The 19,204-nt window shown below is 71.0% G+C and carries 20 protein-coding genes; 7 read left to right on the plus strand and 13 right to left on the minus strand.

The features are described 5' to 3' along the window. Positions 1 to 106 precede the first annotated feature (106 nt). The 4 genes from ABZX85_RS05545 to erm all read left to right on the plus strand — a co-directional run bounded on the left by ABZX85_RS05545 (position 107) and on the right by erm (position 4,156). Complete coding sequence (locus ABZX85_RS05545) at positions 107 to 994, plus strand: sugar ABC transporter permease (RefSeq protein ID WP_355862676.1); 888 nt, start codon at positions 107 to 109, stop codon at positions 992 to 994. Then, positions 991 to 1,818, plus strand: coding sequence for a carbohydrate ABC transporter permease (locus ABZX85_RS05550; protein WP_355862677.1), 828 nt, complete (start codon positions 991 to 993; stop codon positions 1,816 to 1,818). The genes ABZX85_RS05545 and ABZX85_RS05550 overlap by 4 nt, the downstream gene beginning before the upstream one ends. Further along, positions 1,818 to 3,101, plus strand: a complete 1,284-nt coding sequence (locus ABZX85_RS05555; protein WP_355862678.1) for a sugar ABC transporter substrate-binding protein — start codon at positions 1,818 to 1,820, stop codon at positions 3,099 to 3,101. The genes ABZX85_RS05550 and ABZX85_RS05555 overlap by 1 nt, the downstream gene beginning before the upstream one ends. 278 nt (positions 3,102 to 3,379) lie before the next feature. Further along, positions 3,380 to 4,156: an ErmE/ErmH/ErmO/ErmR family 23S rRNA (adenine(2058)-N(6))-methyltransferase gene (gene erm, locus ABZX85_RS05560; RefSeq protein WP_355862679.1), complete on the plus strand. Its 777-nt coding sequence runs from the start codon at positions 3,380 to 3,382 to the stop codon at positions 4,154 to 4,156. An 84-nt stretch (positions 4,157 to 4,240) separates the two neighbouring features. Here erm and ABZX85_RS05565 read toward each other — a convergent pair whose 3' ends face one another. Continuing rightward, positions 4,241 to 6,484, minus strand: coding sequence for an MMPL family transporter (locus tag ABZX85_RS05565; RefSeq protein WP_355862680.1), 2,244 nt, complete (start codon positions 6,482 to 6,484; stop codon positions 4,241 to 4,243). Between the two features lie 234 nt (positions 6,485 to 6,718). Between ABZX85_RS05565 and ABZX85_RS05570 the strand changes: the two genes are divergently transcribed. Continuing rightward, complete coding sequence (locus ABZX85_RS05570) at positions 6,719 to 7,273, plus strand: DUF1697 domain-containing protein (RefSeq protein WP_355862681.1); 555 nt, start codon at positions 6,719 to 6,721, stop codon at positions 7,271 to 7,273. Here ABZX85_RS05570 and ABZX85_RS05575 read toward each other — a convergent pair. Next, positions 7,259 to 8,098 carry an aldo/keto reductase gene (locus tag ABZX85_RS05575; RefSeq protein ID WP_355862682.1) on the minus strand — a complete coding sequence of 280 codons (840 nt, stop codon included), beginning with the start codon at positions 8,096 to 8,098 and terminating at the stop codon, positions 7,259 to 7,261. The genes ABZX85_RS05570 and ABZX85_RS05575 overlap by 15 nt on opposite strands. A 23-nt stretch (positions 8,099 to 8,121) precedes the next feature. Here ABZX85_RS05575 and ABZX85_RS05580 point away from each other — a divergent pair, with 23 nt between their 5' ends. Continuing rightward, the gene (locus ABZX85_RS05580) at positions 8,122 to 9,123 is read left to right on the plus strand and encodes a 2-dehydropantoate 2-reductase N-terminal domain-containing protein (RefSeq protein ID WP_355862683.1); all 1,002 of its coding nucleotides are present in this window, start codon (positions 8,122 to 8,124) and stop codon (positions 9,121 to 9,123) included. Between the two features lie 25 nt (positions 9,124 to 9,148). Beyond that, entirely contained in the window at positions 9,149 to 9,727 is a 579-nt protein-coding gene (locus ABZX85_RS05585; protein WP_355862684.1) for a TIGR03086 family metal-binding protein, read from the plus strand. On the opposite strand, the gene ABZX85_RS05590 is transcribed toward ABZX85_RS05585, so the two are convergent. From ABZX85_RS05590 to ABZX85_RS05640, 11 genes are all read right to left on the minus strand, one after another. Then, the gene (locus tag ABZX85_RS05590) at positions 9,664 to 10,446 is read right to left on the minus strand and encodes a sirohydrochlorin chelatase (RefSeq protein WP_355862685.1); all 783 of its coding nucleotides are present in this window, start codon (positions 10,444 to 10,446) and stop codon (positions 9,664 to 9,666) included. The genes ABZX85_RS05585 and ABZX85_RS05590 overlap by 64 nt on opposite strands. A gap of 6 nt (positions 10,447 to 10,452) precedes the next feature. Next, positions 10,453 to 11,349 carry an ABC transporter permease gene (locus tag ABZX85_RS05595; RefSeq protein WP_355862686.1) on the minus strand — a complete coding sequence of 299 codons (897 nt, stop codon included), beginning with the start codon at positions 11,347 to 11,349 and terminating at the stop codon, positions 10,453 to 10,455. Beyond that, positions 11,336 to 12,121: an ABC transporter ATP-binding protein gene (locus tag ABZX85_RS05600; RefSeq protein ID WP_355862687.1), complete on the minus strand. Its 786-nt coding sequence runs from the start codon at positions 12,119 to 12,121 to the stop codon at positions 11,336 to 11,338. The genes ABZX85_RS05595 and ABZX85_RS05600 overlap by 14 nt, the downstream gene beginning before the upstream one ends. Positions 12,122 to 12,157: 36 nt before the next feature. Further along, positions 12,158 to 13,270 (minus strand): aliphatic sulfonate ABC transporter substrate-binding protein, encoded by a 1,113-nt coding sequence (locus ABZX85_RS05605; protein WP_355862688.1) that lies wholly within the window; start codon positions 13,268 to 13,270, stop codon positions 12,158 to 12,160. 236 nt (positions 13,271 to 13,506) lie between these two features. After that, the gene (locus ABZX85_RS05610) at positions 13,507 to 14,829 is read right to left on the minus strand and encodes a GTP-binding protein (protein ID WP_355862689.1); all 1,323 of its coding nucleotides are present in this window, start codon (positions 14,827 to 14,829) and stop codon (positions 13,507 to 13,509) included. Between the two features lie 2 nt (positions 14,830 to 14,831). Then, a complete protein-coding gene (gene cysD / locus ABZX85_RS05615; RefSeq protein ID WP_355862690.1) occupies positions 14,832 to 15,758 on the minus strand; it encodes a sulfate adenylyltransferase subunit CysD in 927 nt (308 codons plus the stop codon). Further along, complete coding sequence (gene cysC / locus ABZX85_RS05620; RefSeq protein WP_355862692.1) at positions 15,755 to 16,291, minus strand: adenylyl-sulfate kinase; 537 nt, start codon at positions 16,289 to 16,291, stop codon at positions 15,755 to 15,757. Before cysC ends, cysD begins: the two co-directional genes overlap by 4 nt. Positions 16,292 to 16,311: 20 nt before the next feature. Then, positions 16,312 to 17,022 carry a phosphoadenylyl-sulfate reductase gene (locus ABZX85_RS05625; protein ID WP_355862694.1) on the minus strand — a complete coding sequence of 237 codons (711 nt, stop codon included), beginning with the start codon at positions 17,020 to 17,022 and terminating at the stop codon, positions 16,312 to 16,314. Further along, a complete protein-coding gene (locus ABZX85_RS05630; protein ID WP_355862696.1) occupies positions 17,019 to 17,198 on the minus strand; it encodes a hypothetical protein in 180 nt (59 codons plus the stop codon). The genes ABZX85_RS05625 and ABZX85_RS05630 overlap by 4 nt, the downstream gene beginning before the upstream one ends. Continuing rightward, complete coding sequence (locus ABZX85_RS05635; RefSeq protein WP_355862698.1) at positions 17,195 to 18,892, minus strand: nitrite/sulfite reductase; 1,698 nt, start codon at positions 18,890 to 18,892, stop codon at positions 17,195 to 17,197. The genes ABZX85_RS05630 and ABZX85_RS05635 overlap by 4 nt, the downstream gene beginning before the upstream one ends. Before the next feature lie 115 nt (positions 18,893 to 19,007). Further along, positions 19,008 to 19,142, minus strand: a complete 135-nt coding sequence (locus ABZX85_RS05640; protein WP_316685686.1) for a putative leader peptide — start codon at positions 19,140 to 19,142, stop codon at positions 19,008 to 19,010. Positions 19,143 to 19,204 lie beyond the last annotated feature (62 nt).

A 19,204-nucleotide genomic window follows, 5' to 3' on the forward strand; every position in this document is an offset into this window, starting at 1 on the left:
TGCGTCGGTCAGTGTCGCATTCCCACTGGTGGGAGCGTGCGCGCGGTGTCTTGACGGGCGTCGGTGGGTTCACGACCATGGCGGGGCCCGGCGGAAGGGGTGGCGTGTGAGGGCGCGGCAGGGAGTGCTGGACCGGGGCGCGTGGTTTCTGGTGCTGCCCGCGCTGATACCGATCCTGGTGCTGAGCGTCGGCCCCCTGCTGTACGGGATCTCCCTGGCGTTCACCGACGCGCAGTCGGGCCGCACCCAGGCCACCCAGTGGATCGGCGGCCTCAACTTCCGGGACCTGCTGGACGACACGCTGTTCTGGGAGTCGTTCCGGATCGGCCTGGTGTGGGCGTTCGGCGTGACCGTGCCGCAGTTCCTCCTCGCCCTCGGCCTCGCCTCGCTGCTCAACCAGGGCCTGCGCTTCGGCCGGCTCGCCCGCGCGCTCGCGATCGTGCCGTGGGCGATGCCCGAGGTCGTCGTCGGCATCATGTGGCGGCTCGTCTACCAGCCGGACGCCGGAATCCTCAACGAGACGCTGCGGAACCTGGGGCTGGGCGAGGGCAGGGACTGGCTCGGCGGCCTCGGTACGGCGTTGCCCGCCGTGATCGTCGTCGGCGTCTGGGCGGGGCTGCCCACGACGACCGTCGCGCTGCTCGCCGGGCTCCAGAACACGCCGCGTGAACTCCACGAGGCGGCGCAGGTCGACGGCGCGGGCGCCTGGCTGCGGTTCCGCACGGTCACCTGGCCCGCCCTGCGCCCGATCGCCCTCGCGATCACCGCGCTCAACTTCATCTGGAACTTCAACTCCTTCGCCCTGGTCTACGTCCTGACGAGCGGCGGCCCCGGCGGACGCACCCGGCTGCCGATGCTGTTCGCCTACGAAGAGGCTTTCCGCTACGGCCAGTTCGGGTATGCGGCGGCGATGGGATGTGTGATGGTCGCGGTCGTCGCGGTCTGCCTCGCGGTGTTCCTGGCCGGCCGGCTCAAGGGAGGTGACGAGGCGTGAGGCGACTCGCACGGCCCGCCCAGTACGCGGCGCTGCTCGCGTATCTCGTGTTCCTCGCCTTCCCGTTGCTGTGGCTGCTGTCCACCGCGTTCAAACCGCCCCGGGAGCTGGGCAGTCCGCACCCGACGTGGATTCCCCGGGACCCGACGCTCGGCAACTTCCGCCAGGCGTTCGACGAACAGCCCCTGCTGCGCGCCGGGTTGAACTCCCTGCTGGTCGCGGCGGCAGCCGCGCTGCTCGCCGTGCTCGTCGCCACCCCGATGGCGTACGTCCTCGCACGGCGCCGGACACGGCTCGCGCGCGCGGTGAACGGCTGGGTCGTGGTCAGCCAGGCGTTCCCGTTCGTGCTGCTGATCATCCCGCTGTTCCTGCTGCTGAAGAACCTGCGGCTGATCGACTCACTCGCCGGACTGGTGATCGTCTACGTGGTGTGGGCGCTGCCGTTCGCGCTGTGGATGCTCACCGGCTATGTCCGGGCCGTCCCCACGGAGTTGGAGGAGGCGGCGGCCGTCGACGGCGCCGGGCGGCTGCGGACGCTCGTGTCGGTGACCGCGCCCCTGCTGGCGCCGGGGATCGCGGCGACGGCGATGTTCGCGTTCGTCACCGCGTGGAACGAGTTCTTCTTCGCGCTGGTCCTGCTGAAGACTCCGGAGCACCAGACGCTGCCGGTGATCCTCACCCACTTCATCGGCGCCGAGGGCGTCGCCGACCTCGGGCCGCTCGCCGCCGCCTCGTTCCTCGCGACCCTGCCGTCCCTCGTGGTGTTCGCGTTCGTCCAACGCCGGATCACCGGCGGCCTGTTGACGGGGGCGGTGAAGAGCTGATGCGGGCCAGGGCGCTGAGGGCCGTCGCCGTCCTCCTGCTGGCGTTCCCGGCCGCCTGCTCGGCGGACGCCACCCGGGACGACGGCCGGATCACCCTCCGCTTCCAGTCCCTCGCCTGGCAGGACGAGTCCGTCGCCGCCACCAAGGAACTCGTGAAGGAGTGGAACGCCACCCATCCGGACATCAATGTCAAGTACGTCCAGGGGAGTTGGGACAGTGTCCACGACCAGCTCCTCACCTCCTTCGAGGGCGGCGACGCCCCCGACATCGTCCACGACGCCTCCGACGACCTCGCGGACTTCGCGTACGGCGGCTACCTCGCGGACCTGACCGAACTGCTCCCCGCCCGCCTCAAGTCCGACATCCCGGAGCGGAGTTGGGCCACGACGACGTTCGGCGACGGCGTCTACGGCGTCCCCTTCCTCCAGGAACCCCGCGTCCTGATCGCCAACGCGAAGTGGCTGCGCGAGTCCGGCGTCCGCATCCCCACCCCTCAACGCCCTTGGACCTGGGAGGAGTTCAGGAGCGTCACCCGGCAGCTCAGCGGCGACGGGAAGTTCGGCGTCGCCTGGCCCCTGCGCGAACCTGTCTCCGCCACCCTCAACCTGTCCCTCTCGGCGGGCGGCCGGCTCTTCCACCGGGGCGCGGACGGCAAGGTCACCGTCCGCATGGACGCCGGCGACACGGTCGTACCGCGAACCATCCACGACCAGGTCGACGTCGACCACAGTGCCTCGGACTCCACGCTGGGCAGCGGGGGTTCGGACACGCTGCCCGGGTTTTTCGCCGGGAAGTACGCGATGGTCCCCCTCGGCCTCTCCTACCGCCAGCAGATCTCCCAGCAGGCGCCGAAGGGCTTCGAGTGGCAGGTGCTGCCCGCGCCCGCCGGTGCCGCCGGACTCACCCAGGGCGTCAGCCCGCAGACGCTCTCCGTCGCCGAGGACAGCCCGCACAAGAAAGAGGCCGTCGCCTTCCTCGACTTCCTCCTGCGCCCGCCGAACATGGTCCGCCTCGCCCTCGGCGACTGGATGCTCCCCACCGGCACGACCGCCCTCAAGGACCCGGCCCTCCGCACCGCCGAACACGGCTGGGCCACCGGCACCGCCCTCGCCCCCCACCTCGTCCCCGCCCCCGCGCAGTCGGTGCGCGGCTACCCGGAGTGGAAGGACAAGGTCGCCACCCCCGCCCTCCAGGAGTACTACAGCGGCGCGATCGGCCTCGACGGGCTGCGCCGGCGGCTGGAGAAGGACGGGAACCTGGTGCTCGCCCGCTACCAGCGCTGAAAATGCGTTGCCGCCACCGGCCCCGTCCTTCTAGCGTCGGGGCGTGGCAGCGAACTGCACGATCATCGACACCGGTCTCGGCCGGGGCGTCACGTATTCGATTCGGATGCGTCGCGGCCCCGGAACCCTGACCGGTCCGGGGTGCGACACCCGCTGACGGCTGAGCCGCCGGGTCGTCCTTCACTCCCGCACGCCTGAGGCGTGCCATTTCTCCTGTCTTCCGGTCGGGGTCACGTCTGCCCACTCCCCGAAAACCCGGAAGACAAAGGACGTCGGCCATGGCCCGCCCCTCCCCTGTCGCACGCGCGCTCTCCCAGAACTTCCTCGCGGACCGCGCCGCCGCACGGCAACTCGCCCGACTCGCCGTGCCGTTCACCTCGAAAGTCCCGCTCATGCTCGAAGTCGGCGCGGGCAAAGGCGCGTTGACCGAACACCTCGCCCCCCGATGCCGCGAGCTGCGCGCCTACGAGATCGACCGACGGCTCCTGCCCGCACTGCGCGCCCGGTTCACCGAGACTTCCCACGTCACCGTCATCGGCGGCGACTTCCTCACCTCGCAGCCGCCCCGGACGCCGTTCTCCGTCGCCGGGAACGTGCCCTTCTCCCGGACGGCGGACATCGTCGACTGGTGTCTGCGGGCGCCCGGTCTCACCGACGCGACCCTCATGACCCAGCTGGAGTACGCCCGCAAACGCACCGGCGACTACGGGAGTTGGACGCTGCTGACCGTGCGGACCTGGCCCCGGTACGAATGGCGGCTGGTCGGGCGGGTCGCGCGGACGCGGTTTTGGCCGGTGCCTCGGGTGGACGCCGGGGTCGTCCGGATCGAACGGCGGCGGACACCCTTGGTCGAGCCGGCGTCGTACGCGTGGTGGGGGGAGTTGGTCGAGGCCGGGTTCTCGGGGGTCGGGGGGTCGTTGCACGCGTCGTTGCGGAGGGTGTGTCCCAGGAGGCGGGTCGACGCGGCGTTCGGGGCGGCCGGGCTGGAACGGGGTGTGCTGGTGGGGGCGGTGACGCCTGGGGAGTGGCTGCGGCTGTTCGACGTACTGGGCTAGAGACGCCCAAGGGCCCGCCCTGGGGATGCCCGAGGGCCCGTCGGCTTCCCTCCGGAAGTCGACGGGCCCTCGGGGCGCGGCGGTTCACACCTTCAGCGGTGCCTTCCGCTCCTGCGGGAGGGCGGCGATCTCCTCCGCCGACTCGTCGTGCGTCAGGTCCGGCATCCACCGCAGCCACTTCGGCAGGTACCAGTTCCGCTCGCCGAGGAGCGCCATCACGGCCGGCAGCAGCACGCCCCGGATGATCGTCGCGTCGATGAGGACGGCCGCCGCGAGGCCCACGCCCATCTGCTTCATCGACTGCATGGACAGCGTCCCGAAGATCGCGAAGACGGCGACCATGATGGCGGCGGCGCTGGTGACGACCCCGGCGGTGGTGACGACGCCGTGCGTGATGGCGTCCTGGGTGGTGCGGCCCCGCATCCGGGCCTCGCGGATACGGGAGACCACGAAGACGTGGTAGTCCATCGAGAGGCCGAAGAGGATGACGAAGAGGAACAGCGGCAGCCAGGTGACGATGGCGCCGACGCCCTCCGCGCCGACCAGCGAGGCGCCCCAGCCGTGCTGGAAGACGGCGACGAGGATGCCGTAAGCGGCTGCCACGGAAAGGAGGTTGAGGGCGATCGAGGTGACCGCGACCGTGAGCGAGCGGAACGACAGCAGCATCAGCAGGAAGGCGAAGACCACGACGAAGGCGAACACCGGGGCGACGGAGCCCACGAGTTGCTCGTTGAAGTCGTGCGAACCGGCCACCTCACCGGTGATCGGCGCCTGAACTCCCGCCACCTTCCCGAGAGTTGCCGGCCGGACCTCGTCGCGCAGCGTGACCAGGCTCTTCCCGGCCGCGTCCAGATCGGACCCGCCGACCAGCGGGACGTACACGTAGGCGAGGTTCTGCCGCTGGTGCACCTTGATCTCGACGGGCCCGCGCGAGGCCCCCGAGGAGACCGCCTCCGCCTTGAACTCCTCCAGCGCGGACCGGACTTCGGGCGCGGAGATGTCCCGCGCCTTGACGACGACCTCGGCCGGCGCCGTACCCCCGGGGAACGCCTCGTTGACCCGGACGTACGTCTGGACGATGGGCAGCCGGTCCCCGAACTCCTGCTCCAGCGTGAGGTTCTGCGTCTTCATGCCCAGCGCGGGCGCGGCGATCGCGAGGAGCGCGCCGCCCGCGACGGCCACCGACACCCACGGCCGGGCCAGCACCCGCTTCAGGACGGCCGACCAGAACCGGTTCTCCCCGCTCCCGCCACCGCGCCGCCGCAGGAACGGCACCCGGCCCTTCTCGACCCGCTCGCCCAGCAGGGAGAGCAGCGCCGGCAGCACGGTCACCGACCCGACCATCGCGACGGCGACGACCATCAGCGACGCCAGCCCCATCGCCTCGAACTCGGCGAGCCCCGTGAACAGCATCCCCGCCATCGCGACGCACACCGTCACCCCGGAGACGACGATCGCCCGCCCGCTGGTCGCGGCGGCGATCCGCAGCGCCGTCCGCGCGTCCCGCCCGGCCTCCCGCTCCTCGCGCTCACGGCGCAGGTAGAACAGGCAGTAGTCGACGCCGACGGCGAGCCCGACCAGCAGCATCACGGAGTCGGCGGTGTCGCTCATCGGCTGGACGTGGCTGACGACACCCATCAGGCCCATCGTCGCCGCGATCGCGGTGAGCGCCAGCGCCACCGGCAGCAGCGCCGCGACCAGCGCGCCGAACGCGACGAGCAGGATGCCGAGAGCGACGGGGACGGCGGAGTACTCGGCCTGCTTGAAATCGTCGCCGAACGCGTCGTCGAACGTCTTGTTCATGCTGGCGGAGCCGATCTCCTCGATCCGCAGCGTGTCCGCGTACGTCCTCTGCACACCGGCGACGGCCTTCAGCACCGGTTCGACCCGCTCGCCCGCGGTCTCCGCGTCACCCCGCATGTCGAACTGGACGAGCGCGCTGCGGCCGTCCTTCGAGAGGGTCCCGGTGTCGTAGGGCGAGGTCACGTCGGTGACCCGGCCGGTCTTCTCGACGGCGGCGATCACCGCGCCGACGGCCTCGCGGAACGGCGCGTCGGTGGCCTTGAGCCCGCCGCCGGCCGCCTGCACGAGGACGGTCTCACCGGCCGGTTCCTCGATGCCGGAGTCCTTGACGATGGTCGCCGCGGTGCGCGTCTCGCCCTTCAGGCCGTCCGAGTCACCGACGTCCACCCGGCCCATCGCCGAGCCGAGCCCCACCGCCAGGACGACGAACAGCACCCAGATCCCCACGGCCGCCCACCGGTGGCGGGCGCTCCACCCGCCGGCGCGGGCCGCGAAGCCCCGTACCCGCACGTCTGCCTTCCCCATGACCGGCCATCCCCCTCGGGTCCGGCGACGACCCCCTGTCATCACCTCTGCATCGAAGGTATGGCGCCGATAAGGACCCCTCGTCGTGCCCACCGACGAAGTCCCGGCCTGCGAACTCATCCCCATGGACCGCGCGCCCTCGTCACCGCGGAGGACCGCGGGCCCTTACACACATCGGGGTCGGACCCCGCCCGCCTCAGGGGCGCGCCGCCCCCAAGGCCCTACGGTGACCCCATGACGACGACGTACGCGGCCCTCCTGCGCGGCATCAACGTGGGCGGCCACCGCAAGCTCCCGATGGCCGACCTGCGCACCCTCATGGAGGGCCTCGGGTACGGCGCCGTCCGCACCCATCTCCAGAGCGGACAGGCCGTCTTCACGACCGGCGACGGCGACGAGACCTCCCTCGCCGCGACCCTGGAGCGGGCGATCGAGGGGCACTTCGGGTTCACCGTGGACGTCATCGTCCGCGACCACGCCTACCTCAGGGCGATCGTCGACGACTGCCCCTTCCCGGCCGCCGAGTTGGAACCCAGACAGCTCCACGTCACCTACTACTCCGCCCCCGTGGACGCCGCCCGCTTCGCCGACGTCGACCAACCCGCCCATCTCCCCGAGGAGTTCCGCCTCGGCGACCGCGCGCTCTACCTCTACGCCCCCGACGGCCTCGGCCGCTCCAAACTCGCCGAACAGCTGGCCCGCCCCCGCCTCACGAAGGGCCTGATCGCGACCGCCCGGAACTGGAACACGGTCCTCAAACTCGCCGAACTCACCTCACCCCAGCCGTAGCAGCTCCGCCTCCGACAGCCGTACGACGCCGGAGTCCAGGTTCTCCTCCAGGTGGTCCGGCGTCCCCGTCCCGGGTGTCGGGCACAGCACCGGCGAGCGGTGCAGCAGCCAGGACAGCGCGACCTGCCCCGCGCTCACCCCGCGCGCGGCGGCGACGGCCGTGCACGCCGGGTCGGCCGTGAGGGTGCCGTTGCCGAGCGGGAACCACGGCAGGAAGGCGATCCCGCGTTCCTCACACACCGTCAGAAGCTGTTCGGAGGACCGGTCCCGCAGGTGGTACCGGTTCTGCACGGACGCGATCCGCGTCAACTCCAGCGCCTCACCGAGCTGTCGCGGCGTGACCGTGTCCAGCCCGACCAGCCGGATCTTCCCCTCGGCCCGCAACTCGTCGAGCACACCCAGTTGTTCGGCGAGCGGGACACCGGGGTCGATCCGGTGCAACTGGTACAGGTCGATCCGCTCCAGCCGGAGCCTGCGCAGACTCCCCTCGCACATCTCCCGCAGCCGCTCCGGCCGCCCGTCGACATGCCAGGCGCTGTCGCTCGTGCGCACCACCCCGCCCTTGGTGGCGATCACCAGCCCCGCCGGATACGGGAACAACGCCTCGGCCACCAACTCCTCGGCGACGTACGGCCCGTAGTTGTCGGCCGTGTCCACGAGCGTCACCCCGCGCGCCACGGCCCGCCGCAGCACCCCCACCGCGTCCCCGGCGGCCCCGCGCGGACCCCAGTAGCCGGGGCCGGTGAGCTGGGCGGTGCCGAAGCCGAGGCGGCGGACGGGGAGTTCACCGCCGAGGACGAAAGACTCCTGAAAAGCGCCGGTCATCCGGCAGAGCCTACGCTCGTCCCATGCGCTACATCATCATCGGAGCGGGTGCCGTCGGCGGCACCGTCGGGGGCCGGCTCGCGGGGGCCGGCCGGGAGGTCGTCCTGGTCGCGCGCGGCGCGCACAAGGCGGCGATCGAGGAGAAGGGGCTGCGCCTGCACGTCCCCGAGGGGGTGCTGACGTACCGGCTGCCGGTCGTCGACGGGCCGGCGGCGCTCGGTGAGCTGCGCGCCGACGACGTCCTCGTCCTGGCCGTGAAGACGCAGGACAGCGAGGCCGCCCTCGCCGTCTGGGGCCCGGCGCCGGTCGCCGGGGGCGGCACCGCGCAGGAACGGCTGCCGCTGCTGTGCGCCCAGAACGGCGTGGAGAGCCAGCGCATCGCCCTGCGCCGCTTCACCCACGTCTACGGCGTCTGCGTCTGGCTGCCCTCCGCGCACGTCGAACCCGGCGTCGTCTCGGCGGCCGGCTCCCCGCTCACCGGCATCCTCCACCTCGGCCGCTACCCGCACGGCACCGACGCCACCGCCCACCGCGTCGCCGAGGACCTCGAAGCGGCGAGGTTCGAGGCACCCGTCGTCCCCGACGTGGCCCGCTGGCAGTACGCGAAACTCCTCACCAACCTCGGCAACTCCCTCGACGCGGTGGCCGGCCACGAGGGCGCGACGGCCCTGTGGGAGCCGGTCCGGGCCGAGGGCGAGGCGGTGCTGAAGGCGGCGGGCATCGACTGGACCGGCACCGAGGAGGAGCGGGCCCTGCGCGGCGACAAGATCACCCTGCTCCCGCTGCCCGACGCCCCGCGCGGCGGCGGCTCCTCCTGGCAGTCCCTCGCCCGCGGCACCGGCAGCATCGAGGCCGACTACCTCAACGGCGAGATCGTCCTCCTCGGGCGGCTGCACGGCGTACCGACCCCGCTGAACACGCTCCTCCAGCGGCTGGCGAACGAGTTCGCGCGCGAGCGGCGCGAAGCCGGCTCGCTGTCGGTCGAGGAGCTGCTCAGGCTTGTCGCGTTTGTTCAAGAGAGCTGAGCCGACGGTCCCTAGCGTGGGGCGCATGACGAACGACACCTACGCCCACCTGGCCGAATGTGCCGCCGAGGCCGCCCGGGTCGCCCACGGCGTCCCGGCGGCACGGCTCGACGGGCCCACGCACTGCGGGGACTGGGATCTGCGCACCCTCGTCAACCACTGGGTGCTGTACACGTCCCACGGCCTGGAGCATCGCGCCCTGCGCACCCCGCTCCCCGAGAAACTCACGGAAACCGATTTCACCGCCGACCCCGGCTGGGCCGACGCGTACGCCGCGCAACTGGACCGGGCCCTCGCCCTGTGGGCCGGCCCGGCAGCCTGGGAGGGCGAGATCGACCTCGGGTACGCCGTCCTGCCCGCCGCCGAACTCGCCGGACTCCTCATCAAGGAGACGGCCGTCCACGGCTGGGACGTGGCCACCGCCACCGGCCAGGAGTTCCGCGTCTCGGAGCAGGCCGCCGCCTTCGTCCTGGACGTGGTCCTGACCCACGCCGACCTCTACCGGCAGTACGACGGTTTCGCCGCGCCCGTCGAACTCCCCTACGACGCCCCGGTGTTCGCCCGGGCGCTGGCCGCCAGCGGACGCGACCCCAGGACCGGCTGAGCCGGCGCGGGCCGGGTGCGCGCCTCGTCGTACCGCCGCAGCAGCAGCCGTGCCACCTCCGGCGCCGGTCCCAGCACCTCCGCCAGTACGTCCGCCTCCGCCGCACCCCGCGCGATCCGGTCCGGCAGGAAGCCCGGCGCGAGGACGTACGGCGCGACCGCGACCCGGCGGCAGCCGAGCGCGCGCAGCTCCCGTACCGCGTCCTCGGTGCGGGGCAGGGCCGCGGAGGCGAACGCGGGTCGCACGGCGCACCAACCGGTGTGCCACCACTCCCGCGCGATGTCGGCGATGACCGCGATCGCCTCCGGGTCGGTGGACCCCGCCGAGGCCAGCACGACCCCGGTCGAGGACTTGTCGGCGGAGGTCAACCCCGCCTCGTGCAAACGGCGTTCGAGCGCCGTCAGGAGCAGTGGCGACGGGCCGAGGACCGCCGCCTGGCGGATGCGCAGGGAGGCGGGCGCGTCCGCCAGCACCGCCGGGATGTCCGCCTTCGCGTGGAAGGCGCGGGTCAGCAGCAGCGGCAACGCCACCACGTCCCGCGCGCCTTCGGCCGCCAGGGACTCCAGCACCTGAGGGACGGACGGGGTGTTGAAGTCGAGGAAGCCGGTCTCCACGCGCAGCCCCGGCCGCAGCGACCGCACGCGCCGTACGAGGGCGTGGACGGTCGCCGCGTGCCGTGGGTCACGGCTGCCGTGGGCGATGACGAGGAGTACCGGCACGGGAGTTCAGCTCTTCACGAGCAGGCCGCGGCTGCGCAGCACCCACCGCTCCAGCGGACTGAAGATCAGCAGGTCGATCGCGATGCCGACGAACAGGATGAGGATGATCGCCTCGAACACCATCGCCATGGAACTGGCGTTGCGCCCGTTCTCCAGCAACGCGCCGAGCCCGATGCCGAGATCGGGGGAGGAGGCGATGATCTCGGCGGCCATCAGCGACCGCCAGGAGAACGCCCACCCCTGCTTCAGACCCGCCAGATAGCCGGGCAGCGCGGCCGGCATGACGATGTGCCAGGCGCCCTTCAGCCCCGTCGCCCCCATCGTGCGGCCGGCCCGCAGGAACAGCGGCGGCACCTGGTCGATGCCGGACACCAGGCCGTTGGCGATGGACGGGACGGCGCCGAGCAGGATCACCGCGTACATCATCGAGTTGTTCAGGCCCAGCCAGATCACGGCCGGCGGCACCCACGCCACCGACGGCAGCGACTGGAGTCCGGACAGGATCGGCCCGATCGCCGCCCGCACGAACTTCACCCGCGCCACCAGCAGCCCCAGCGGGGTGCCGATGGCGAGCGCGAAGAGGAAGCCGAGCAGACCGCGCGAGACGCTGGTCCAGATGTAGTCGAGGAGCCGCCCCTCCAGCCAGGCGCTCTTGAACTCCGCGCCCACGTCGGACGGCGAGGGCAGCTTCGTCGGGTCGTCGACGACCTTGAAGGTGATCAGCGCCTGCCAGACGAGGACCACCAGGACGACGGCGACGATCGGCGGCAGGATCTTCGTCCGGAAGGTGACGAGGAACGGCGTGCGGCTCGTCGCCGACGACTCCAGTGCGTCGAGGCCCGCCTCCAGGCCGCCGAGGCCGGCGCCCGTCTTCTCCTGCGCGGTGGTCTCAGTGCTGGCCATGACGGCGGATCTCCCCACGCAGTACTTCGGTGATCTCCAGGGACAGTTCGGCCACCGGCGCGTCCTCGATGCGGCGCGGCTGCGGGATGTCCACGGTCCACTCGCGGGCCACCCGGCCGGGCCGCGACGACAGCAGCACGACCCGCTGGGCGAGCCGGACCGCCTCGCGCACGTTGTGCGTGACGAACAGGACGGACACGCCCGTCTCGGCCCAGATCCGGGTCAGTTCGTCGTGCAGGACGTCCCGGGTGATGGCGTCGAGCGCGGCGAACGGCTCGTCCATCAGCAGGAGCCTGCTGTCCTGGGCGAGCGCCCGGGCCAGGGCGACGCGCTGGCGCATCCCGCCGGACAGCTCGTGCACGCGCTTGCCGTACGAGCCCTTCAGGCGCACCAGCTCCAGCAGCTCCTCGGCGCGGGTGCGGCGCTCGTTCTTCGCGACTCCCCCGAGTTTCAGGGCGAGTTCGATGTTCTTGCCCGCGGTGAGCCACGGGAACAGGGCGTGCTCCTGGAACATCAGAGCCGGGCGCCCGTCGGTCGTGATGGTGCCGGCGGAGGGCCTGTCGAGGCCCGCCACCAGGTTGAGCAGGGTCGACTTGCCACAGCCCGAGGCCCCCAGGAGGGTGACGAACTCACCCGGCGCGACATCCAGCGTGATGTCGTCCAGGACGAGCTGCTGCCCGGCGGGCCCGGCGAAGGACTTCGAGACGTGCTCGATACGGGCCGCGTGCTCCACCGACTCGGCGTCGGCGGCCTTGGCGAGAGCGGTTGCCATGATCGTCACCTCCTGGGAACTCGGGGGAATCCGGACCTACTTGACGCCGAGACCGGCGTCGGAGACCTCGGTGGCGCCCTCGGCCTTCAGGACCTTGTTCAGGAGCGTCAGGTCGTAGATGCCGTCCAGCTTGGGCTTGGCGAGCAGGCCCGCCTTGACCGCGTGCTCCGCCTCGGAGTTGAGGGTGGCGGCCAGCGGGTCGTCGATGAACTGGATCGACGACCACGCCGGGTCGAGGACGTCCGCCGGGAGCGCCTTGCCCGAGTCGATCTTCAGCTGGGCGTTGGCGGCGGCCTTCGCCTCCGCCGGGTTGGCGTTGATCCACTTGTTGGTGTCGACCGACGCCTTCAGGACCGCCTCGACGGCCTTCGGGTGCTCGGTGAGGAACTTCTGCGACACGATGATGTTCGTGATCACGAACTTCTTGTCCGGCCACAGCGACGCCTCGTCGAGCAGCACCTTCGCGCCCTCGGCGACCAGCTTCGACGCGGTCGGCTCCGGCACCCACGCGCCGTCGATGGAACCGGACTTGTAGGCGTCCGGCGTCACCTTGTTGTCGGTGCGGACGACGGAGACGTCACCCTTGCCGCTCTGCGCGTCGACCTTCCAGCCCTGCTCGGCGATCCAGTTGAGGAACGCCACGTCCTGCGTGTTGCCGAGCTGCGGGGTCGCGATCTTCTTGCCCTTGACGTCCGCGATCGACTTGATCTTCGCCGGGTTGACGACCAGCTTGACCCCGCCGGACGCCGAACCGCCGATGATCCGCAGGCTCTTGCCGTCCGACTTCGTGAAGCCGTTGATCGCGGGGGAGGGGCCGATCCAGCCGATGTCGATCGAACCGGCGTTGAGCGCCTCGATCTCGGAGGGGCCCGCGTTGAAGGTCGAGTACGACGCCTTGGTCGCGCCCAGCGCCTTCTGGAAGAAGCCCTTCTGCACCCCCACCAGCGCCGTGCCGTGGGTCAGGTTGCCGAAGTAGCCGATCTTGACGGAGTCGAGTCCGTCGATCTTCTCCGCGCCGGCGGCGACCTTCTGCTCCGAGGAGGTGTCCTTGGACTCGGAGCCGTAGCCGCAGGCGGCAAGTGCCAGCAAGGGGAGGGTGGTTGCCGCGATCAGAGTGCGGCGGGCGAGCGAGGAGCGGGAGGCAGGCACGGGAGGGGTTCCTCTCGTTGGCCCGGCGGGTCACGGTCTCTCAGGTCGTGGCCGGGAGTTCGGCAGGGCGTTTTCGTCGATGACGGGACGTCCGGTGGGGGGACAGGGCGCGCAGGCGGTGCGCGTACGTCATCACGCACATCGGGCCACCCCGCCCTGCCCGCTGCCGAGGGCGCCGCTGCCGACGCGGCCACCCTCCTTCGCGAACGTCGAGTAGAAATCCACCTGAGTCATCGTCAGAAGTCCCAACCGTCGTCGTCCGAGGCGTCCTTGACGGGTTCCGGCGCGGCGAACGACTCGCCGACCATGCCGGCCGTGAGCGTCGTGCCGTCGGCCGGGTCGATCAGGATGAACGAGCCGGTGCGGCGCGAGTCGGCGTACGAGTCGACCGGCAGCGGCTCGGCCGTACGGATCTTCACCCGGCCGATGTCGTTGGCGACGAGCTGTCCCGGGTGCGGGTGCAGGGACAGGTCGTCGAGGGTGAGGCGGGAGGGGATGTCCTTGACGATCGCCTTGACCGTGCGCGTGCCGTGCTTGATCAGGACGCGGTGCCCGACGGTCAGCGGCTGGTCGGCGACGTGGCAGACGGTCGCCTCGACGTCCTGCGTGGTCGCGGGGGCGTCCTTGCTGGGGACGATCAGGTCGCCGCGCGAGACGTCGATGTCGTCCTCCAGGAGGATCGTCACCGACTGCGTCGTCCAGGCTTCGTCAACTGCCGTGCCCAGCAGGTCGATCCCGGCGATCCGGGTGGCGCAGCCCGACGGCAGGACGGTGACCGGCTCGCCGACGCGGAACGAACCGGCGGCGATCTGACCGGCGTACCCCCGGTAGTCGGGGTGCTCGGCGGTCTGCGGGCGGATCACGTACTGCACGGGCAGGCGCGCGTGGCAGTGCGCCAGGTCGTGGGCGACGGGGACGGTTTCGAGGTGTTCGAGGACCGTCGGGCCGCCGTACCAGTCCATGTTCGCCGACGGCTCCACGACGTTGTCGCCGGCCAGCGCCGAGATCGGGATCGCGGTGACCTCGGGGACGCCCAACTCCGTGGCGTACGCGGTGAATTCCTGGGCTATCGCGGCGAACACGCCCTCCTGGTAGTCGACCAGGTCCATCTTGTTGACGGCGAGGACGACGTGCGGGACGCGCAGCAGGGCCGCGATCGCCGCGTGCCGGCGGGTCTGCTCGACGACGCCGTTGCGGGCGTCGACGAGGATCACCGTCAGCTCGGCCGTGGAGGCACCCGTCACCATGTTGCGGGTGTACTGCACGTGTCCGGGCGTGTCGGCGAGGATGAACCGGCGCTCGGCGGTCGCGAAGTAGCGGTACGCCACGTCGATCGTGATGCCCTGCTCGCGCTCGGCGCGCAGGCCGTCCGTCAACAGGGCGAGATCCGGGGCGTCCTGACCGCGCGACGCCGACGCCCGCTCCACGGCCTCCAGTTGGTCCACGAGGACCGACTTCGAGTCGTGCAGCAGCCGGCCCACGAGGGTGGACTTGCCGTCGTCGACCGAGCCGGCGGTCGCGAACCGCAGCAGCGTCGTCTCGGTGAGTGTCGTGGTCATCTCTAGAAGTACCCCTCGCGCTTGCGGTCCTCCATCGCGGCCTCGGACATCTTGTCGTCCGCGCGCGTGGCCCCCCGCTCGGTCAGCCTGGACGCGGCGATCTCGGTGATGACCTGCTCCAGCGTCACCGCGTCCGAGTCGACGGCACCCGTGCAGGACATGTCGCCGACCGTGCGGTAGCGCACGAGCCGCTTCTCGACCGTCTCGGACGCCTTCGGACCGCCCCACTCGCCGGCCGTCAGCCACATCCCGGCCCGCGCGAACACCTCGCGCTCGTGCGCGAAGTAGATCTCCGGCAGCTCGATGCCCTCACGGGCGATGTACTGCCAGACGTCCAGCTCGGTCCAGTTGGACAGCGGGAAGACGCGTACGTGCTCGCCCGGCGCGTGCCGCCCGTTGTACAGGTTCCACAGCTCCGGGCGCTGGCGGCGCGGGTCCCACTGCGAGAACTCGTCCCGCAGCGAGAACACCCGCTCCTTGGCGCGGGCCTTCTCCTCGTCCCGGCGTCCGCCGCCGAACACCGCGTCGAACTTCTCCGCCTGGATCTTCTCCGTCAGCGGCAGCGTCTGGAGCGGGTTACGGGTCCCGTCCGGCCGCTCCTTGAGGACGCCCCGGTCGATGTAGTCCTGCACGGACGCGACATGCAGCCGCAGACCGTGCTCGGCCACCGTACGGTCGCGGTACTCCAGCACCTCGGGGAAGTTGTGCCCGGTGTCGACGTGCAGCAGCGAGAACGGCACCGCCGCCGGGCGGAACGCCTTCAGCGCGAGGTGCAGCATGACGATGGAGTCCTTGCCGCCCGAGAACAGGATCACCGGGTTCTCGAACTCCCCCGCGACCTCACGGAAGATGTGCACGGCCTCCGATTCGAGGGCGTCCAGATGCGAGAGGGCGTAGGTGCCCCCGGTAACCGTCGCGACGGTGGTCACACCAGTCCCCTTTCGCTGAGCAGCGCGTACACCGACGCCGCGGACTCGCCCACGGTCTGGTCCTGCGACTCGATCCGCAGATCCGGCGACTCGGGCGCCTCGTACGGGTCGTCCACGCCGGTGAGACCGGTGAGTTCACCCGCCGCCTGCTTGGCGTACAGGCCCTTCACGTCGCGAACGGAGCACACCTCGACCGGAGTCGCCACATGCACCTCCAAGTACGCCGTCCCGCCCTCCTGGTGGCGCCCCCGCACGGCCTCCCGGCTGTCCGCGTACGGCGCGATCACCGGGACCAGCGTCTTCACGCCGTTGCGGGCGAGGAGTTCGGCGAGGAAGCCGATGCGCTGCACGTTGGTGTGCCGGTCCTCGCGGCTGAAGCCGAGCCCCGCGGAGATGAACTCCCGGATCTCGTCACCGTCGAGGACCTCGACGGCGTGGCCCTCGGCGCGCAGCAGCCCGGCCAGCTCGTAGGCGATGGTGGTCTTGCCGGCACTCGGCAGACCCGTGAGCCAGACGGTGGCTCCGGTCGTCACGTCGCTCTCCTGATTCGTCGTCATCCGTGCAGCCCGCACTCGGTCTTGGCGCGTCCCGCCCAGCGCCCGGCGCGCGCGTCCTCGCCCTCCAGGACCCGGCGGGTGCAGGGCTCGCAGCCGACGGAGGCGTAGCCGTCCATCAGCAACGGGTTGGTGAGCACGCCGTGTTCGAGGACGTACGCGTCCACGTCGTCCTGCGTCCAGCGGGCGATGGGGGAGACCTTCACCTTGCGGCGCTTCTCGTCCCAGCCGACCACCGGGGTGTTCGCCCGGGTCGGGGACTCGTCGCGGCGCAGGCCGGTCGCCCACGCCTGATACGCCGTCAGCCCCTGTTCCAGCGGCTGGACTTTGCGCAGCTTGCAGCAGAGGTCGGGGTTGCGGTCGTGGAGCTTCGGCCCGTACTCGGCGTCCTGCTCCGCGACCGTCTGACGGGGCGTCAGCGTGATGACCTTGACGTCCATCACGGCCTCGACGGCGTCCCGGGTGCCGATCGTCTCGGGGAAGTGGTAGCCGGTGTCGAGGAAGACCACGTCCACGCCCTTGCGGACGCGGGAGGCGAGGTGGGCGACCACGGCGTCCTCCATCGAGGAGGTCACGCAGAAGCCGGTGCCGAACGTGTCCACGGCCCACTGGAGGATCTCCAGCGCGGAGGCGTCCTCCAGGTCGCGGCCCGCCTGCTCGGCCAGCTCCTTCAACTCGTCGTCGGTACGCGCTATCTGAGCCGTCGTCATGTCCGATCCCCTCCGTCGTCCGCCTGTTGGAGCCCCCGGGAGAGAAGTCCCAGGAACTTCAACTGGAATGCGCGGTTGCAGGCCCCGCATTCCCAGGCGCCGTGACCTGTCTCGTTGGGGCGCAGGTCCTCGTCGCCGCAGTAGGGGCAGTGGAAGGGGGCCGCGCGCTCGCTCATGACAGGGCCTCTTCGGACGCCCGCGCCGTCCACACCGCGAACCGCTCGCCGTCCTCGCGCTCCTCCTGGAACCGCTTCAGGACCCGCTCCACGTAGTCCGGCAGCTCGGCCGAAGTGACCTTCAGGCCACGCACCTTGCGGCCGAACCCGGCCTCCAGACCGAGCGCGCCGCCCAGGTGCACCTGGAAGCCCTCGACCTGCTCGCCCTCGTCGTTCAGGACCAGCTGACCCTTGAGACCGATGTCCGCGACCTGGATACGGGCGCAGGCGTTCGGGCAGCCGTTGATGTTGATGGTGATCGGCTCGTCGAACTCCGGGATACGGCGCTCCAGTTCGTCGATCAGCTGGGAACCGCGCGCCTTCGTCTCGACGATCGCCAGCTTGCAGTACTCGATGCCGGTGCACGCCATCGTCCCGCGCCGGAACGGCGACGGCGTCACCCGCAGGTCCAGCGCCTCAAGGCCCTCGACCAGCGACTCCACCCGGTCCTGCTCGACGTCGAGGACGATCATCTTCTGCTCGACGGTCGTACGGACCCGCCCCGAGCCGTGCGCCTCGGCGAGGTCCGCGATCTTCGCGAGCGTCGCCCCGTCCACCCGGCCCACGCGCGGCGCGAAACCGACGTAGAACAGGCCGTCGTTCTGCCGGTGCACGCCGACGTGGTCGCGCCAGCGCTCCACCGGCTGCGCCGGGGCCGGACCGTCGGACAGCTTGCGCCCCAGGTACTCGTCCTCCAGCACCTGGCGGAACTTCTCCGCGCCCCAGTCCGCGACCAGGAACTTCAGCCGGGCACGGGTGCGCAGCCGGCGGTAGCCGTAGTCACGGAAGATCGAGATGACGCCCTCGTAGACGTCCGCCACCTCGTCCAGCGCGACCCAGGTGCCGAGCCGGACGCCGATCTTCGGGTTCGTGGACAGGCCGCCGCCGACCCAGACGTCGAAACCGGGGCCGTGCTCGGGGTGGACGACGCCGACGAACGCGACGTCGTTGATCTCGTGCGCCACGTCCAGCAGGGGGGAGCCGGAGATCGCCGACTTGAACTTCCTCGGCAGGTTCGAGAACGCCTTGTCGCCGATGATCCGGCGCTGGATCTCCTCGATCGCGGGGGAGCCGTCGATGATCTCGTCCTCGGCGATCCCCGCCACCGGGGAGCCGATGACCACGCGCGGGGTGTCGCCGCACGCCTCGGTCGTGGACAGGCCCACCGCCTCCAGACGCTCCCAGATCTCCGGGACGTCCTCGATGCGAATCCAGTGGTACTGCACGTTCTGCCGGTCCGTGAGGTCCGCGGTGCCGCGCGCGAACTCCTGCGAGATCTCCGCGATCACCCGCAGCTGCGCCGTCGTCAGCCGGCCGCCGTCGATGCGCACCCGCAGCATGAAGTACTTGTCGTCCAGCTCCTCCGGCTCCAGGATCGCGGTCTTGCCGCCGTCGATCCCGGGCTTGCGCTGGGTGTACAGCCCCCACCAGCGCATCCGGCCGCGCAGGTCGTTCGGGTCGATCGAGTCGAAACCGCGCTTCGAGTAGATCGTCTCAATGCGTGTCCGCACATTGAGACCGTCGTCGTCCTTCTTGAACTGCTCGTTCCCGTTGAGCGGGGTGAAGTGCCCTGCGGCCCACTGACCCTCGCCGCGGTGACGGCTCACCTTGCGGCGGGGCGCTGCGGCGGCAGGGTTCTCCGGGGTGGCGGCCATGGTTATGTACGTCCTTCAAGGCAGGCGAATGCGGCTCTGACCGGGGAATCCCAGCAGGTCAGGAGGGTTTGGCGCAGGGCGGACACAAGGGCGGGAACGGCGGCGACGCGGCTCGTCAGCTCGCCGGACAGATGGCGCTGGACATGCGGCAGAGATCGACGTGCCGCCGACTCACCAAGGCGATTCCAGTTCCGGACATGGTGGAAAGCGTGGCACGGCGTTCTGGACACAGTCCAGCTTCATCCGACATGCGGACACTCGTGTCTCGACAAGTGAGACCCGGGTGTGTTCGGTCACATGCGCTGCACGAGG

Origin of the sequence: Streptomyces sp. NPDC004539 (assembly GCF_040610055.1) — a bacterium.
Lineage (GTDB): Bacteria > Actinomycetota > Actinomycetes > Streptomycetales > Streptomycetaceae > Streptomyces.

Coding starts and splice junctions, on each gene's coding strand:
- ABZX85_RS05630 (WP_355862696.1), bottom strand. CDS start 17,198: ATGAGCGAGCGCGCGGCCCCCTTCCACTGCCCCTACTGCGGCGACGAG.
- ABZX85_RS05625 (WP_355862694.1), bottom strand. CDS start 17,022: ATGACGACGGCTCAGATAGCGCGTACCGACGACGAGTTGAAGGAGCTG.
- ABZX85_RS05570 (WP_355862681.1), top strand. CDS start 6,719: ATGACGACGACGTACGCGGCCCTCCTGCGCGGCATCAACGTGGGCGGC.
- ABZX85_RS05555 (WP_355862678.1), top strand. CDS start 1,818: ATGCGGGCCAGGGCGCTGAGGGCCGTCGCCGTCCTCCTGCTGGCGTTC.
- ABZX85_RS05585 (WP_355862684.1), top strand. CDS start 9,149: ATGACGAACGACACCTACGCCCACCTGGCCGAATGTGCCGCCGAGGCC.
- ABZX85_RS05635 (WP_355862698.1), bottom strand. CDS start 18,892: ATGGCCGCCACCCCGGAGAACCCTGCCGCCGCAGCGCCCCGCCGCAAG.
- ABZX85_RS05575 (WP_355862682.1), bottom strand. CDS start 8,098: ATGACCGGCGCTTTTCAGGAGTCTTTCGTCCTCGGCGGTGAACTCCCC.
- ABZX85_RS05640 (WP_316685686.1), bottom strand. CDS start 19,142: ATGTCGGATGAAGCTGGACTGTGTCCAGAACGCCGTGCCACGCTTTCC.
- erm (WP_355862679.1), top strand. CDS start 3,380: ATGGCCCGCCCCTCCCCTGTCGCACGCGCGCTCTCCCAGAACTTCCTC.
- ABZX85_RS05610 (WP_355862689.1), bottom strand. CDS start 14,829: ATGACCACGACACTCACCGAGACGACGCTGCTGCGGTTCGCGACCGCC.
- ABZX85_RS05580 (WP_355862683.1), top strand. CDS start 8,122: ATGCGCTACATCATCATCGGAGCGGGTGCCGTCGGCGGCACCGTCGGG.
- ABZX85_RS05595 (WP_355862686.1), bottom strand. CDS start 11,349: ATGGCCAGCACTGAGACCACCGCGCAGGAGAAGACGGGCGCCGGCCTC.
- ABZX85_RS05600 (WP_355862687.1), bottom strand. CDS start 12,121: ATGGCAACCGCTCTCGCCAAGGCCGCCGACGCCGAGTCGGTGGAGCAC.
- ABZX85_RS05565 (WP_355862680.1), bottom strand. CDS start 6,484: ATGGGGAAGGCAGACGTGCGGGTACGGGGCTTCGCGGCCCGCGCCGGC.